Source organism: Kitasatospora sp. NPDC057518, assembly GCF_042802075.1.
In the GTDB taxonomy this organism is placed as follows: domain Bacteria; phylum Actinomycetota; class Actinomycetes; order Streptomycetales; family Streptomycetaceae; genus Kitasatospora.
Genome location: NZ_JBHVEU010000041.1, coordinates 1 through 14,975 on the forward strand (window position 1 = coordinate 1; position 14,975 = coordinate 14,975).

At 74.2% G+C, this 14,975-nt stretch carries 11 protein-coding genes; 8 read left to right on the plus strand and 3 right to left on the minus strand.

What is annotated here, in order from left to right:
* Positions 1-345: 345 nt before the first annotated feature.
* The 3 genes from lpdA to ACFU7Z_RS06690 all read left to right on the plus strand — a co-directional run bounded on the left by lpdA (position 346) and on the right by ACFU7Z_RS06690 (position 4,332).
* Entirely contained in the window at positions 346-1,752 is a 1,407-nt protein-coding gene (gene lpdA, locus ACFU7Z_RS06680) for a dihydrolipoyl dehydrogenase (RefSeq protein ID WP_107086631.1), read from the plus strand.
* 80 nt (positions 1,753-1,832) lie between these two features.
* Positions 1,833-3,635 carry a 2-oxoglutarate dehydrogenase, E2 component, dihydrolipoamide succinyltransferase gene (gene sucB, locus ACFU7Z_RS06685; protein WP_380776664.1) on the plus strand — a complete coding sequence of 601 codons (1,803 nt, stop codon included), beginning with the start codon at positions 1,833-1,835 and terminating at the stop codon, positions 3,633-3,635.
* 181 nt (positions 3,636-3,816) lie between these two features.
* Positions 3,817-4,332 (plus strand): DUF4240 domain-containing protein, encoded by a 516-nt coding sequence (locus ACFU7Z_RS06690; RefSeq protein ID WP_049658975.1) that lies wholly within the window; start codon positions 3,817-3,819, stop codon positions 4,330-4,332.
* Positions 4,333-4,373: 41 nt separating this feature from the next.
* Here ACFU7Z_RS06690 and ACFU7Z_RS06695 read toward each other — a convergent pair whose 3' ends face one another.
* Together ACFU7Z_RS06695 and ACFU7Z_RS06700 are read right to left on the minus strand one after the other, a co-directional pair.
* Positions 4,374-5,474, minus strand: coding sequence for a DUF2510 domain-containing protein (locus ACFU7Z_RS06695; protein WP_380776666.1), 1,101 nt, complete (start codon positions 5,472-5,474; stop codon positions 4,374-4,376).
* A 151-nt stretch (positions 5,475-5,625) separates the two neighbouring features.
* On the minus strand, positions 5,626-6,123 hold the full coding sequence (locus tag ACFU7Z_RS06700; protein WP_375874026.1) for a GNAT family N-acetyltransferase: 498 nt from the start codon (positions 6,121-6,123) through the stop codon (positions 5,626-5,628).
* Between the two features lie 85 nt (positions 6,124-6,208).
* Here ACFU7Z_RS06700 and ACFU7Z_RS06705 point away from each other — a divergent pair, with 85 nt between their 5' ends.
* The 3 genes from ACFU7Z_RS06705 (at position 6,209) to ACFU7Z_RS06715 (ending at position 10,301) form a co-directional block, all read left to right on the plus strand.
* Entirely contained in the window at positions 6,209-7,114 is a 906-nt protein-coding gene (locus ACFU7Z_RS06705; protein ID WP_380776668.1) for a TIGR01777 family oxidoreductase, read from the plus strand.
* 434 nt (positions 7,115-7,548) lie between these two features.
* Complete coding sequence (locus ACFU7Z_RS06710; protein ID WP_380776670.1) at positions 7,549-8,880, plus strand: FAD-dependent oxidoreductase; 1,332 nt, start codon at positions 7,549-7,551, stop codon at positions 8,878-8,880.
* Positions 8,881-9,074: 194 nt separating this feature from the next.
* Positions 9,075-10,301, plus strand: coding sequence for a cation:proton antiporter (locus ACFU7Z_RS06715; protein WP_049659880.1), 1,227 nt, complete (start codon positions 9,075-9,077; stop codon positions 10,299-10,301).
* Positions 10,302-10,372: 71 nt separating this feature from the next.
* On the opposite strand, the gene ACFU7Z_RS06720 is transcribed toward ACFU7Z_RS06715, so the two are convergent.
* Complete coding sequence (locus ACFU7Z_RS06720) at positions 10,373-12,295, minus strand: regulator (protein ID WP_380776672.1); 1,923 nt, start codon at positions 12,293-12,295, stop codon at positions 10,373-10,375.
* 368 nt (positions 12,296-12,663) lie between these two features.
* Between ACFU7Z_RS06720 and ACFU7Z_RS06725 the strand changes: the two genes are divergently transcribed.
* Both ACFU7Z_RS06725 and ACFU7Z_RS06730 read left to right on the plus strand, forming a co-directional pair.
* A complete protein-coding gene (locus ACFU7Z_RS06725) occupies positions 12,664-13,425 on the plus strand; it encodes a 3-hydroxybutyrate dehydrogenase (protein WP_380776674.1) in 762 nt (253 codons plus the stop codon).
* A gap of 153 nt (positions 13,426-13,578) precedes the next feature.
* Positions 13,579-14,958 carry an MFS transporter gene (locus tag ACFU7Z_RS06730; protein WP_380776676.1) on the plus strand — a complete coding sequence of 460 codons (1,380 nt, stop codon included), beginning with the start codon at positions 13,579-13,581 and terminating at the stop codon, positions 14,956-14,958.
* Positions 14,959-14,975 lie beyond the last annotated feature (17 nt).

The window sequence follows — 14,975 nt, forward strand, 5'->3', positions numbered from 1 at the left end:
GCGCCGGGCCCCGTCGGCGTTCCGGCCCGGTTACCCGCGAGTAGGCCGGAGCGCCGCGACGCACGCCTGTTCGCTGCGGGCGAAACTTTGTTCCACAGTGCGGAAGAAGCCGTGGCGGATGGCGCGGAAGACGCCCGTCCGGCGGCTGTCAACACCGCTCTGAGCTGCGATGATGCCCTTCCGTCGGGGGCGTTCCCGCCCCGGTGACCACTCCGCGGGACACCCCTGGGGCGGACCCGGACATCAGCCACCGTGAACAAGTGCGAAGATGTATTTCCGGCACGACTGGGCGCCCCACAAAGGCTTCCGACCCACCGGACCGCGACCGGCCCGGCGACCCACCCCATGCATGGAGGACGTGACGTGGCGAACGACGCCAGCACCGTTTTCGACGTAGTCATTCTCGGAGGCGGAAGCGGCGGTTACGCCGCGGCGCTCCGCGCCGCTCAGCTGGGCCTGAGTGTTGCCCTGGTCGAGAAGGGTGAGCTGGGCGGCACCTGCCTGCACCGCGGCTGCATCCCGACCAAGGCGCTGCTGCACGCCGCGGAGATCGCGGACGAGACGAAGGAGGCCGCCGAGTTCGGCGTCCTGGCCACCTTCCAGGGCATCGACATCAACGGCGTCCACAAGTACAAGGACGACGTGATCGCCGGCCTGTACAAGGGCCTCCAGGGCCTGGTGGCCTCCCGCAAGGTCACCTTCATCCAGGGCGAGGGCAAGCTCTCCTCGCAGACCTCGGTGGACGTCAACGGCCAGCGCATCGAAGGCCGCCACATCGTCCTGGCCACCGGCTCCGTGCCGCGCTCGATCCCGGGCCTGGAGATCGACGGCAACCGCGTGATCTCCTCGGACCACGCCCTCAAGCTCGACCGCATCCCGAAGTCGGTCGTCATCCTCGGCGGCGGCGTGATCGGCGTCGAGTTCGCCTCGGTCTGGAAGTCCTTCGGCGTCGAGGTCACCATCGTCGAGGCGCTGCCGCACCTCGTCCCGCTGGAGGACGAGAACTCCTCCAAGCTGCTGGAGCGCGCGTTCCGCAAGCGCGGCATCAAGTTCGAGCTGAAGGCCCGCTTCTCGGGCGTGGAGTACACCGAGACCGGTGTCCGCGTCTCCACCGAGAACGGCAAGCAGATCGACGCCGACCTGCTGCTCGTCGCCATCGGCCGCGGCCCCGTCTCGGCCGGCCTCGGCTACGAGGAGAACGGCGTCGCGATGGACCGCGGCTACGTCCTCGTCGACGAGTACATGCGCACCAACGTGCCCACCATCTCCGCCGTCGGCGACCTCGCCCCGACCCTCCAGCTGGCCCACGTCGGCTTCGCCGAGGGCATCCTGGTCGCCGAGCGCCTGGCCGGCCTCAAGCCGGTGCCGATCGACTACGACGGCGTTCCGCGGGTGACCTACTCCAACCCCGAGGTGGCCTCCGTCGGCATCTCCGAGGCCAAGGCCGTCGAGCTGTACGGCAAGGACAAGGTCGTCACCCTGAAGTACAACCTGGCCGGCAACGGCAAGAGCAAGATCCTGAAGACCGCCGGCGAGATCAAGCTCGTCCAGGTCAAGGACGGCGCCGTGGTCGGCGTCCACATGGTCGGCGCCCGCATGGGCGAGCAGGTCGGTGAAGCCCAGCTGATCTACAACTGGGAGGCGCTCCCGGCCGAGGTCGCGCAGCTCATCCACGCGCACCCGACCCAGTCCGAGGCCCTGGGCGAGGCGCACCTGGCGCTGGCCGGCAAGCCGCTGCACGCGCACGACTGATCACGCCCCACCCCCTTTCCCGGTACTTCCCGTACGCAAGTACTTCCCGTACGCAAGACTTGATAGGAGTCGCTGAAACCATGGCGGTCTCAGTAACACTGCCCGCGCTGGGCGAGAGCGTTTCCGAGGGCACCGTCACCCGCTGGCTGAAGGCCGAGGGTGAGCGTGTCGAGGTCGACGAGCCGCTGCTGGAGGTGTCGACCGACAAGGTCGACACCGAGATCCCGGCCCCGGCCTCCGGCATCCTGGCCTCGATCAAGGTCGCCGAGGACGAGACCGTCGAGGTGGGCGCCGAGCTGGCGATCATCGACGACGGCTCGGGCGCCCCGGTCGCCGCCGCGGCCCCGGCCGTCGAGGCCGCGCCGGCCCCGGTCGCCGCCCCCGCTCCGGTCGCCGCCCCGGCTCCGGTCGCCGCTCCGGCCCCCGTTGCCGCCCCGGCCCCGGCCGCCGCTCCGGCCGCCGACGCCACCCCGGTGCTGCTGCCCGCGCTGGGCGAGTCGGTCACCGAGGGCACCGTCACCCGCTGGCTGAAGGCCGAGGGCGACACCGTCGAGGTCGACGAGCCGCTGCTGGAGGTGTCGACCGACAAGGTCGACACCGAGATCCCGTCGCCGGTCGCCGGCACCGTGGTGAAGATCCTGGTCGCCGAGGACGAGACCGCCGAGGTCGGCGCCCAGCTCGCGCTGATCGGTGCCGCCGGTGCCGTCGCCGCCGCCCCGGCTCCGGTCGCTGCCCCGGCCCCGGTTGCCGCTCCGGCCCCGGCTCCGGTTGCCGCTCCGGCTCCCGTTGCCGCCCCGGCTCCGGTCGCTGCCCCGGCCCCCGTCGCTCCGGCCGCTCCGGTCGCCGCCCCGGCTCCGGTTGCCGCTCCCACCCCGGTCGCCGCCCCGGCCCCCGTCGCCGCCCCGGCCCCCGTCGCCGCCCCGGCTCCGGTCGCCCCGGCCGCTCCGGTGGCCGACAGCGGTGACGCCTACGTCACCCCGCTGGTGCGCAAGCTCGCCGCCGAGCACGGCGTCGCGCTGTCCTCCGTCGCCGGCACCGGCGTCGGCGGCCGCATCCGCAAGCAGGACGTCATCGCCGCCGCGGAGGCCGCCAAGGCCGCTCCGGCCCCGGTCGCCGCTGCCACCCCGGCCGCCGCGCCGAAGGCCGCCGCCGCGCCGTCCGCCCTGCGCGGTCAGACCGTCAAGATGACCCGCATGCGCAAGGTCATCGGCGACAACATGCTGAAGGCGCTGCACGAGCAGGCCCAGCTGACCAGCGTGGTCGAGGTGGACGTCACCAAGATCATGTCGCTGCGCGCCAAGGCGAAGGAGGGCTTCCTGGCCCGCGAGGGCGTCAAGCTCTCCCCGATGCCGTTCTTCGTCAAGGCCGCCGCCCAGGCGCTGAAGGTCCACGCGGTCGTCAACGCCCGGATCAACGACGCCGAGGGCACGGTCACCTACTTCGACACCGAGAACATCGGTATCGCGGTGGACTCCGAGAAGGGCCTGATGACCCCGGTCATCAAGGGCGCGGGCGACCTCAACATCGCCGGCATCTCGAAGAAGACCGCCGAGCTGGCCAGCAAGGTCCGCGACAGCAAGATCACCCCGGACGAGCTGTCCGGCGCCACCTTCACCATCAGCAACACCGGCTCGCGCGGTGCGCTGTTCGACACCGTGATCGTGCCGCCGAACCAGGTCGCCATCCTGGGCATCGGCGCCACCGTCAAGCGCCCGGTCGTCATCGAGGCCGACGGCGGCACCGCCATCGGCATCCGCGACATGACCTACCTGTCGCTCTCCTACGACCACCGCCTGGTGGACGGCGCCGACGCCGCCCGCTACCTGGTCGCGGTCAAGGAGATCCTCGAGGCCGGCGAGTTCGAGGTCGAGCTCGGCCTCTGACCCCACCGGGTCCCCGCGGCACCCCGCGTACGGAACCCCGCGTCGTCCCCGGACGGCGCGGGGTTCCGCCGTTCCCGGCCCCCGGGCGCACCGGGTTCCGGGACCCCGGGCACACCGGGCACGGGCCCGTGTCGAGTCGTGGCATGCGCGGAGGCGGCCGAACGGGGATGCTTGAGCGGTGATGGACGAGACGGACTTCTGGCAGATCATCGACGACACCCGGGACGCCGCCGACGGCGACCCCGACGAACAGGCCGACCTCCTGGTGGAACGGCTCCTCCAGCTGACCCCGGACGACGTGATCGACTTCGCCCGGCTGTTCCAGGCGCGGTTCCGGCGCGCCTACCGCAACGACCTGTGGGGCGCGGCCTACCTGCTGCTCGACGGCGCCTCGGACGACTCCTTCGACTACTTCCGCTTCTGGCTGATCGGCCAGGGCCGCGAGGTCTTCGAGGGCGGACTGGCCGAACCGGACGACCTGGCGGACCTGTTGCCGGAGTTCGACGAGGAGGAGGACGGCGACGCCGAGGACCTCGGCTACGCCGCCGACGAGGCGTACGAGCGGCTGACCGGGCTGCCGCTGCCCGAGGTGGGCGGGCGGCAGGCCGAGCAGCCGTCCGGGCCGGCGCTGGACTTCGACGACCCGGACGTGATGGCCAAGCGCTACCCCAAACTCTGGGAGCGGTACGGGGATTAGGGCGTACCGGCCGGGCCGGCGGACCGGCCCTCGCGGTTTCGTCAGGTGCTGCTGCCGGAGGAGCTGTCCTGCTGGATGCCGTTGAGGATCTGGTCCAGCGCCGAGAAGTCCGGCGCGGCCGGGCTGTCGTCCACGCCGCCCTCCATGACCACGTAGCCGCCGCCCTTGGCCGGGAGGGCGGCCAACAGGACGTAGCCCTGGGTGCCGTCCGTGGTGCGGATGTGCCAGCGGGTGGCGTAGCCGAGCACCCCGGCCACCCTGACGTACCCGGATCCCGCGTCGGTGTGCGAGCTGACCCCGGAGAAGATCTGCCCGGCGTAGACGGGGATCTGGGCGTCGGCGGCCGCCTTGGGGGTGGTGCCCTGGACGGTGTCCTTCTCGACCGAGAACTGGCCGCGGATGCAGGAGCTGCCGTCCGGGCAGCTGTAGCGGCCGGTGCCGAGGTAGACCGTCGAGTGCGGCGGGTTGGTGGACACGTCCCAGCCGTCGAAGACCGGCACGGTGATCGCGTGCTGCGGGTCGGGGACGGTGCTCTTGACCACCGGCAGGGGCTTGGGCTTGGGGGTGGGCGTGGGCACGGTGGGGCTGGGGCTCGACGTGGGGCTGCCGCTCTGGGTCACGGTGACCGTGGGGTCCGGGGTCGGGTCCGCCCTTCGGTCGCCGCCGCCGCTGAACGCGATGCCGGCGACGATCCCGCCCACGGCCAGCACGGCGACCGCGATGCCGATGACCAGGCCGGTCTGCGGCCTGGCCTTGGCCGCCGGGGGCGGCGGGTAGCCCGGGCCCGGGTAGCCGTAGCCGGGGCCCTGGCCGGGGTAGGCGCCCTGGGCCGGGTAGCCGCCCTGCGCCTGGCCCTGGGCCTGGTAGGCGTCCTGGCCCGGGTAGCCGTAGGCCGGGGCCTGGTGGGCGTCCTGGCCCGGGTGGCCGTAGGGCGCCGCCGGGCCGCCGGGGTAGCCGTAGCCGGGCCGCTGGTCGGACGGCGGCCGGGTCTGGGTGGGGGCGTCGGCGAGCCCGCCCGCGACGCCGTCCTGGAGCGGTCGGACCTCGCTGCTCCAGGCGTTGCCGTCCCACCAGCGCTCGTGACCGGGGGTGCCGTCCGCACCCGGGACCGGGTACCACCCGGGAGGCGTCGAGTTGCTCACGGGCGTACGGTACCCGGCGCGGCGGCGGTCCAGACAGCGCGGAACCGTCACGACTCGGCACCGGCCCGGAACGCCGAACATCCGCTCGCGGCAAGCCTGTTCGGATCTTCGGCGCGGGCCCGGGCGGGCTCGGCGGGGTGCCGTCCGGGGCTCAGTCGGCCAGGCGGCGGGCCATCCAGACGTCGTCCACGTACCGGCCGTCGATGAGGAACTCCTCGGCCAGCGAGCCCTCGACGACGAAGCCACAGCTCTCGTAGAGCCGACGGGCCGGGGCGTTCCAGCCGAGCACCCGCAGGGTCAGCTTGCGGGCGCCTTCGGCCCGGGCCGCCGCGCAGGCCGCCTCGACCAGCCGGCGGCCGATGCCCCGGCCGCGCACGGTGCCGTCGACGGCCAGGCCCTGGATCTGCCGGACGTGCCGGTTGCTCGCCAGCGGGGTGGCCGGGACCTGACGGACGTAGCCGACGATCCGGCCGTCCAGCACGGCCAGCAGGTACTGCTCGGCCGGGTGCCGCTCGTCGAAGACCGGGTCCTCGACGGGCGGTCGCGGGGAGACGTCGGACAGGACGGACCAGGCGGCGTGGTTGAGGACGGCGAGTTCGCGCTCGTCCTCGCTCCGCGCCGTACGGATGATCAGATCGTCGTCAGGCATGCGCGTCATGCTAACGGGACGCATGCGAAGGTGACGGGCGGTCGGGAACACCGCAGGAGCGGGCGGGAGCTGCGAGGATGGGCGCATGCGCATCGCTGTCACGGGTTCCACGGGTTTGATCGGTTCGGCGCTCGTCCGCTCCCTGCTGGCGGACGGCCACGAGGTGGTCCGGCTGGTCCGGCACCGCTCCAAGACCGGCCCCCGGCCGGACGGCAGCACGGCGATCGGCTGGAACCCGCTGCTCGGCGAGGTCGAGCGGGACGGGCTGACCGGGGTCCAGGCCGTGGTGCACCTGGCCGGCGCCGGGGTCGGCGACCGCCGCTGGACGGACTCCTACAAGCGGGAGATCCGGGAGAGCCGGGCGTACGGCACCGAGACGCTGGCCGTCGCCCTGGCCGCGCTCAAGGAGCCGCCGCAGGTCCTGGTGAGCGCCTCCGCGGTCGGCTGGTACGGACAGACCGGCGACCGGGTGATCGACGAGGACTCCCCCGCCGGGGACGACTTCCTGGCCGAGGTCTGCCGGGAGTGGGAGGACGCCGCCAGGCCGGCCGAACGGGCCGGGATCCGGGTCGTCCACCCCCGCACCGGGATGGTGCTGTCCGCGGCCGGCGGGGCGGGCGGACGGCTCTTCCCGCTCTTCAAGCTGGGCCTCGGCGGGCGGCTCGGCAACGGGCGGCAGTACTGGAGCTTCATCTCGCTGCACGACGAGGTGGCCGCGCTGCGGTTCCTGATCGACCACGACGGCCTCTCCGGCGCCTTCAACCTCACCGCGCCGAACCCGGCGACCAACGCCGAGCTGACCACCGCGCTCGGGCGGGCGCTGCGGCGGCCGACGCCGTTCCCGGTGCCGGAGGCGGTGCTCAAGGCGGTGCTGGGCGAGCTGGCGATCGAGGTGGTCGGCAGCCACCGGGTGGTGCCGCGGCGGCTGCTGGACGCGGGCTTCCGCTTCACCCACCCGGACGTGTACTCGGCGGTGCTCGCAGCGATGTGACGGGTGGGCGTGCGTGCGGCGGTGCTCGCGGCGATGTGATCGGTGGGCGTGCGCGCGGGGGCGCGACGCCTGGGCGTGCGCGCGGGGCGTCCGGAGCCGTGCGTACTCCGACCGCGGCATCCACCCTGGCCAGCGGCATATGCCGGGCCCGGCCCGAGGGGGCCCGAGGAGGGGGCGCACGGGAGCACATGGTGGGCGCGTCGCACGCCCCCGGTGACCGTACGCGCCCGCCGACCCCCGAACCCGGCCACCACGGCGCACTGTCCGTGACCGCGCCCCTGCCCGGTGCCGCACAACCCTCCCCGGCCCTCGGATCCGGCCCAATGCGCTTGTCTGATGCTCGTACTGACTGGGCATCACCCTCCACGGACCGTGTCCCGGCACCCCGCTGCCTGCGTCGGCCGGAGCCCCGGGACCAGGGAGGGAGCACCCCAGTGCCCACGTACGACTTCACCCGCCGCGCCCGCCGGCCGTCCGACCCGGACGTCGTCGTGGTCGGCGCCGGACTCGCGGGCCTGGCCGCCGCCCGCGCGCTCACCGGCCACGGCCTCGACGTCCAGGTCCTGGAGACCACCGACCGGATCGGCGGCCGGATGGCCACCCGCGAACAGGACGGATTCCGGCTCGACGACGGCAGTCACCTGCTGAACACCGCCTTCCCCGAGCTGCGCCGCACGCTCGACCTCGACCGCCTCGACCTGCGCCCGCTCGCGCCCGGCGTGCTGGTGCACAGCGCCGGCCGCCGGTACCGCGCCGGGGACCCCCAGCTCGCCGTCGCCCGGCAGGCCGCCGCCCGGGCCCCGCTCGGCAGCCCGCTGGACAAGGCCCGGCTGGCCGGCCGGCTCGGCCGGCTCGCCACCACCCCGGTCGGCCGGCTCCAGGCCCGCCCGGAGACCACCGCCGCCCGCGCACTGGCCGGCCACGGCCTCGCCCAGCGCACCGTGGACGGCTTCCTGCGCCCGCTGCTCAGCGCGCTGCTCTCCGATCCGGCCCTCGGCACCAGCAGCCGGATCGCCGACCTGGTGCTGCGCTCGTACGCGCGCGGGCGGCTCTGTCTGCCCGCCGGCGGGATCGCGGCGGTACCGGCCCAGCTGGCCGCCGCCCTGCCCGCCGGAACCGTCCGCACCCGGGTGCAGGTCACCTCGATCGCCGCGGACGGCGTCGAGACCCTCGAGCACGGGCGGATCGGCGCCCAGGCCGTCATCGTCGCCACCGACGCCCGCTCCGCCACCGGACTGCTGCCCGGGCTGCGGCTGCCGGACTTCCACCCCGTCACGACCTTCTACCACGCGGCCGACACCGCCCCGCTGGGCGAGGCCGTCCTGCTGCTCGACGGCGACCGGCCGAACGGGCACCCGCCACTGGTCTCGCACTCGCTGGTGCTCAGCGAGCTGCACCCGTCCTACGCCCCGGCCGGCCAGGCGCTGATCACCACCACCGTGCTCGGGCGGCGCGCCTTCGACGTGGGCGGCCCGGCCGGGCTGGAGCCGGCCGTCCGGGCCCGGCTGACCGAGCTGTACGACGTCCCGACCTCGGGCTGGCAGTTCCTCGGCGTACGGCACGTCCCGGACGCGCTGCCCGCGATGCCGCCGCCGCACAACCCCCGCCGGCCGGTGCGGCTGCTGGCCGGGCTGTACGTCGCCGGGGACCACCGGGACACCAGCACCGTGCAGGGCGCGCTGGTCTCCGGGCGGCGGGCGGCGCAGGCGGTCCTGGGCGACCTCGGCGTCCCGGCGGACGCCCGGGAGGCGGAGGCGGCGGCCTGACGGCGGAACGGGTGGCCGTCGGGGCGGTCCGAGCGGCGGGGCGGCAGGGGCGGCCGTTGCCACCGCCGGAGCGCATCGGGGCACCGGGACACACCAGCGGTCTGCCGGGGTGACAGACCGACGGCGTGCCAGGATGCCGGGGTGCCTGCTCTGACCGTTCATCGGATGGTTTCGACCGTTCGGCCGGTTGCGCGGTGAGCGCCGCCGCCCAGCCGCTGACCCTGATCCTGATCCCCGCCGCAGCCGTGGCCGCCCCGCTGCTCGCCGACCGGCTGCTGCGGTGGATCGCCGTCCCGACCGTCGTGTTCGAGATCGTGCTCGGCGTCCTGATCGGCCCGGACGTCCTGGGCTGGGCGCACGTCGACGGCCTGGTCGACGCGCTCTCCCAGTTCGGCCTGGCCATGCTGATGTTCCTGGCCGGCTACGAGATCGACTTCGCCAAGCTGCGCGGCGGCCCGCTGAAACGGGCGGGCACCGCGTGGCTGGTCTCGGTGGCCGTCGGGCTCGGCGTGGGCGCGCTGGTCAACCGGGACCCGCTGGACGGCGCCTTCGCCGGGCTGGTGCTCACCACCACGGCGCTCGGCACCATCCTGCCGATCCTCCGCGACTCCGGTGAACTGCCCACGCCCTTCGGCTCCCTGGTGATGGCCACCGGGGCGGTCGGCGAGTTCGGGCCGATCATCGCGATCGCCGCCCTGCTCAGCGGCAACTCCCCGGCCCGCACGGCGGTCATCCTCGGGGCCTTCGCGGTGATCACCGCGCTCGCCGTGTTCGGCGCGCGCCGGCCCCGCCCGGCCTGGACCACCCGGCTGATCGAACGGACCCTGCGCACCTCCGGGCAGTTCGCGATCCGCGCGGTGATCCTGGTGCTGGCCGCCATGGTCGCCGCCGCGCTCTGGCTGGACCTCGACATGCTGCTCGGGGCCTTCGTCGCCGGGATCGTCTCCCGGCTGCTGCTGGCCGGCGTCCGGCAGGCCGAGGAGGAGGTGATCGAGGCCAAGCTGGAGGGCATCGGCTTCGGCTTCCTGGTGCCGGTGTTCTTCGTGGTCAGCGGGATGAACTTCGACCTGGACGCCCTGCTGGACGACCCGGGCACGCTGCTGCTGGTCCCGGTGTTCCTGTTGCTCTTCCTGGCCGTGCGGGGGCTGCCCGCCGCACTGCTCGCCCCGGCCGGGCTCGGCCTGCGCGACCGCGCGGCGCTCGCGCTGTACGGGGCGACGGCGCTGCCGCTGGTCGTGGTGATCACCACCATCGAGGTGGACGCCGGACACCTGCCGTCCTCCACCGCGGCGGCGCTGGTCGGCGCCGGGATGCTGTCGGTGCTGGTGTTCCCGCTGGCGGCGCAGCGGGTGCGCGGCGGCGCGCGGCCGCCGGTGGCGGCCGACGCGGACCAGCCGAGGGTCCGGGCCGAGAGCTGGTAGGCCCGGGCCTCCGTACGCCGGGTGCGTGAGGCCCGTCCCCACGCACTCCGCCGGTCAGTTCACCTCCGCGCTCAGATCACTCCCGCCTGCCGGGCCGTCTCCTCGAAGGCGCGGGCCACCGGGCTGCCGCGGTAGGGGGTGAGGCGGCGGTGGAAGTCCCGGACGTACTCCAGCGAGCGGGCCGAGCGCATCTCCCCCGCCGCCCGCAGCGCGTCGGTGGCCATGGTGCACGCCTCGTCGAGGTCCCCCATGCCGAGCCGGGCGGTGGCCAGCACCAGGCGGCAGAAGATCCGGCTGCGGGCGTAGGCGGGCGAGCGCAGCCGCAGCGACTTCTCGGCGTGCTGCGCGGCCGTCCGCCACTGCTGGAGGTCGCGGTAGCAGTGGGCGAACTCGTCGGAGAGCTGGGCCTCGTCGAAGTACCGCGCCCAGGAGGGCAGTTCGTCGCCCGTCCGGGCCGCCGCCAGGGCGCGCTCGGCGCGCACCAGGGCGGTGGTGCAGGACCGGACGTCGCCCAGCAGGCCGTGCCCGCGCGCCTCGGCGGCGTGCATCAGCGACTGGACGACCGGCGGCACGGCGGTGCCCACGCCCTGCTGGGCGACCCTGGCGAGCTGGACCGCCTCCCGGCCGTGGCCGAGGTGGACGGCCTGCTGGCTCATCGTCACCAGCACGTAGCCGCCGAGCGCGCGGTCCCCGGCGGCCTGGGAGAGGCGCAGCGCCTGGACGAAGTAGCGCTGGGCGAGGCCGTGCGCGGCGATGTCGAAGGACGTCCAGCCGGCCAGCCTGGTGAGGTCGGCGACGGCGCCGAACAGGGCCCGGCCGATCTGCTCGCCGTAGCGGCCGCGCAGCATCGGCTCGGCCTCGCTCTCCAGGTAGCGGACCAGCGCCTGGCGGGCGTGGCCGCCGCCGTAGGCGTGGTCGAGCGCGCGGAAGAGGTCGCCGACGGCGCGGATGGCGGCGATGTCGCCGCGGCCGACCCGCAGGGTGGGGCGGGACTCGCGGGCCGGGTCGGTGTACGGCGGCTCGACGGCGACCGGCGGCCGCCGGCTCTGGATCGGCACCCGGCCGATGGTGGGGGCGGTGCCGGTCGTCCCGGCGGTGCTGCGCGCGGTGGGGGCCCCGGGGACGCCGGGGGCCGGGCCGCGCAACGGGCTCCCGGGGGACGCGCCGGGCGCACCCGGCAACGGGGCGCCGGTGATGGCCGCGGAGGTGGCGCTGCCGGAGGGTGGGCCGGTGGCGGTGTCCGGCCGGGCCAGGGTGGAGCCGTCCCGGGCGACCCGCTCGTCGGTGCGGCCGATCAGCCAGTCCCGGCTGGGGACGACCAGGCCGGCCGGGGTGAAGGCGATCCGGCGCAGCTCGGACTGCGGGCCGTTGTCCTTGCGCCACATGCTCGCCACGATGTCCACCGCCTCCTGCGGCGTCTCGGCGAACTCCAGGCCCGCGTAGACCGGGGCGCAGGCGTCCAGGCCGAGGTCCTGGGCGGTGAGGCGGCGGCCGAGCCGGCGGGTGAAGACCTCGGCGATCAGCGCCGGGGTGGCCCCGCGCGGCTGCTGGCCGCGCAGCCAGCGGGTGACCGAGGTCTTGTCGTAGCGCAGGTCGAGGCCGTGCTCCAGGCCGAGCTGGTCGACCCGGCGGGCCAGGCCCGCGTGCGAGAAGCCGGCCTCCTCGATCAGCGCCGCGAGCTGGCCGTTCTGCGGGGCCGGGCCGGAGTGGCCGGCGCCGCGGGCCGGGGCGGGCGCGACGGGGTTCTCGTGCCGGTCGGGTGTGGCCTGCACCGGCAGCCGCAGGTCGTCGGCGTCCGGGGCGTCGGCGGTCAACGTGTCGGTGGTCGACGCGTCGGCGGTCATGGCGTCGGCCGTCAGCGTGTCGGCGGTCATGGCGTCGGCGGTCAGGGCGTCGGGGGCGTCCGGAAGGGTCCGGCCGACCGGACCTCGGTGCTGGCCGAGCGGGTCGAGCGGTCCGTACGCCGGGCTGTCGGTTGCAGGCCGTTGGGGCATGTCTGTCAACACCTCTCGGACGTCGCACCGGGCCTCACCAGCACTTCGGCGGCCTGGGGCGGCGCCCCCTGTCGGGAATCGGCGTGAATGTAGCGAGCATTCGGGCGCTATGGGTGGATCTGACCGAGCAATCCACCGAACGGGTGAAGCAACCGCGCCCATTGTGGGGAAGCGGAGCCGGGAGGGGTTTGGTCTTCCGTAGCCGAACCGTCGGTGGTTCCGGGGGCCTCTCCGAGGGCCTCTCCGAGGGTCGATCCGCCGTTCGGGCCGCGGGTCGCCGTCATGGCGGACGACGCCACAACCTGGCGGGATGCTGTGGCGGTCCGCCACATGGGAGCGGGGCCGCCGGATTCCTACCGTTCTGGGCCATGGACACCTCTACTGCCCGCCCTCTCGCCGGGCGCACGGCCATGGTCACCGGGGCCGCCTCGGGCATCGGCCGGGCCTGCGCCGAGGCCTTCGCCGGGGCCGGCGCCCGGGTCTACGTCGTCGACCTCGCGGCCGGCCCGGCCGAGGAGCTCGCCGAGCGGATCGGCGGCCGCGCGATCGTCACCGACCTCGCCGACCCCGGGGCCGTGGACGCCCTCCCGGACGACGCCGACATCGTCGTCAACAACGCGGGCCTCCAGCACGTCGCCCCCGTGCACGAGTTCCCGCCCGACCGCTTCACCCTCATCCAGCGCGTCATGGTCGAGGCCCCCTTCCGCATCCTGCGCCGCACCCTGCCGCACATGTACGAGCAGGGGTGGGGCCGGGTCGTCAACGTCTCCTCCGTCCACGGCCTGCGCGCCAGCGCGTTCAAGTCCGCGTACGTCACCGCGAAGCACGCGCTGGAGGGCCTGAGCAAGACCGTCGCCCTGGAGGGCGCGCCGTACGGCGTCACCAGCAACTGCGTCAACCCGGGCTACGTCCGGACCCCCCTGGTGGAGAAGCAGATCGCCGCCCAGGCCCTCGCCCACGGCATCCCCGAGGACGAGGTGGTCGAGCGGATCATGCTCGACCGCACCGCCGTGAAGCGCCTCATCGAACCCGACGAGGTCGCCCAGCTCGCCCTCTGGCTCTGCTCCCCCGCCTCCTCCTACATCACCGGCGCCAGCCTCCCCGTCGACGGCGGCTGGACGGCGCACTGAGCGGCGGGCGCTCCGCGGTCCGGCTTCCCCTCTCATAGGGAGAGCGGGCACATTCGACCCCGGGACTGTGTGGGCCGCCCACATAGTCCCGGGGTCGACCGCTTCCTACCTTGTGGCGACATCGTCTCCCCCCTGGTTCTGGAAGTGGTGGCCATGAGCACCTCCGCACGAGGTACGGCGGCGAGCAGTTCACTCCCGAGAGTGGTCGCTGCGAGCCTGATCGGCACGACGATCGAGTGGTACGACTACTTCCTGTACGGAACGGCGGCGGCCCTGGTGTTCGGGAAGCTGTTCTTCCCGCACAGCGATCCGCTGACCGGGACGCTGCTGTCCTTCCTGACCTACGCGATCGGCTTCGCGGCGCGGCCGCTCGGGGCGCTGGTGTTCGGGCACTTCGGGGACCGGGTGGGGCGGAAGAAACTGCTGGTGGTGAGCCTGCTGCTGATGGGCGGGTCGACCACGGCGATCGGACTGCTGCCGACCTACGACTCGATCGGGGTCGCGGCGCCGGTGCTGCTGACGGTGCTGCGGCTGGTGCAGGGCTTCGCGCTCGGCGGCGAGTGGGGCGGCGCGGTGCTGCTGGTGTCGGAGCACGGGGACCAGCGGCGACGGGGCTTCTGGGCGTCCTGGCCGCAGGGCGGGGCGCCGGCCGGGAACCTGCTGGCGGCCGGGGTGCTGTCGCTGATGACGGCGGTGCAGTCGGACGCGGCGTTCCTGGCCTGGGGCTGGCGGGTGCCGTTCCTGCTGTCGGCGGTGCTGGTCGCGGTCGGGATGTGGATCCGGCTCGCGGTGGACGAGTCGCCGCTGTTCAAGCAGGCGCTGGCGGCGCAGCAGTCCCGGAAGGCTCCCGAACGGCCGCCGCTGGTCGAGGTGTTGCGGAACCACTGGCGGGAGGTGCTGGTGGCCATGGGCGCGCGGATGGCGGAGAACATCTCCTATTACGTGATGACGACGTTCGTGCTCGTGTACGCCGTCAACCACGCCCACTTCTCCAAGCAGACCGCGCTGAACGCCGTGCTGATCGCCTCCGCGATCCAGTTCGCGCTGATCCCGCTGTTCGGCGCGCTGTCCGACCGGGTCGGGCGCAGGCCGGTCTACCTGGTGGGCGCGGTCGGGGTGGGCGCCTGGGCCTTCGTCTTCTTCGGCCTGGTCGACACGAGGTCCTTCGGCTCACTGCTCGCCGCCGTGACCGTCGGACTGGTCTTCCACAGCGCCATGTACGCGCCCCAGGCCGCCTTCTTCTCCGAGCTGTTCGCGACCCGGATGCGGTACTCGGGCGCCTCGATCGGGGCCCAGTTCTCCTCCGTGGCGGCCGGCGCCCCGGCGCCGCTGATCGCCACCGCGCTGCTCAAGGACTACGGCAGCGCCACCCCCATCGCGGTGTACGTCGCCATCGCGGCGGCGGTCACCGTCCTGGCGGTGCTCTGCGGCCGGGAGACCAGGGGCCTGGACCTCGCGGAGGTCGAGGGGCAGGCCGGCCAGGACGGCCCGGAGCCGGACGCCGCCGCGGCCGGAAGGCCCGCCGTCGTCTGAGGGCCGAGCCGGTACGA

Bases quoted from the DNA above. Each gene is read 5' to 3' on its own strand.
- lpdA (WP_107086631.1), top strand. From the start codon at position 346: ATGCATGGAGGACGTGACGTGGCGAACGACGCCAGCACCGTTTTCGAC.
- sucB (WP_380776664.1), top strand. From the start codon at position 1,833: ATGGCGGTCTCAGTAACACTGCCCGCGCTGGGCGAGAGCGTTTCCGAG.
- ACFU7Z_RS06690 (WP_049658975.1), top strand. From the start codon at position 3,817: ATGGACGAGACGGACTTCTGGCAGATCATCGACGACACCCGGGACGCC.
- ACFU7Z_RS06700 (WP_375874026.1), bottom strand. From the start codon at position 6,123: ATGCCTGACGACGATCTGATCATCCGTACGGCGCGGAGCGAGGACGAG.
- ACFU7Z_RS06705 (WP_380776668.1), top strand. From the start codon at position 6,209: ATGCGCATCGCTGTCACGGGTTCCACGGGTTTGATCGGTTCGGCGCTC.
- ACFU7Z_RS06720 (WP_380776672.1), bottom strand. From the start codon at position 12,295: ATGCCCCAACGGCCTGCAACCGACAGCCCGGCGTACGGACCGCTCGAC.
- ACFU7Z_RS06725 (WP_380776674.1), top strand. From the start codon at position 12,664: ATGGACACCTCTACTGCCCGCCCTCTCGCCGGGCGCACGGCCATGGTC.
- ACFU7Z_RS06730 (WP_380776676.1), top strand. From the start codon at position 13,579: ATGAGCACCTCCGCACGAGGTACGGCGGCGAGCAGTTCACTCCCGAGA.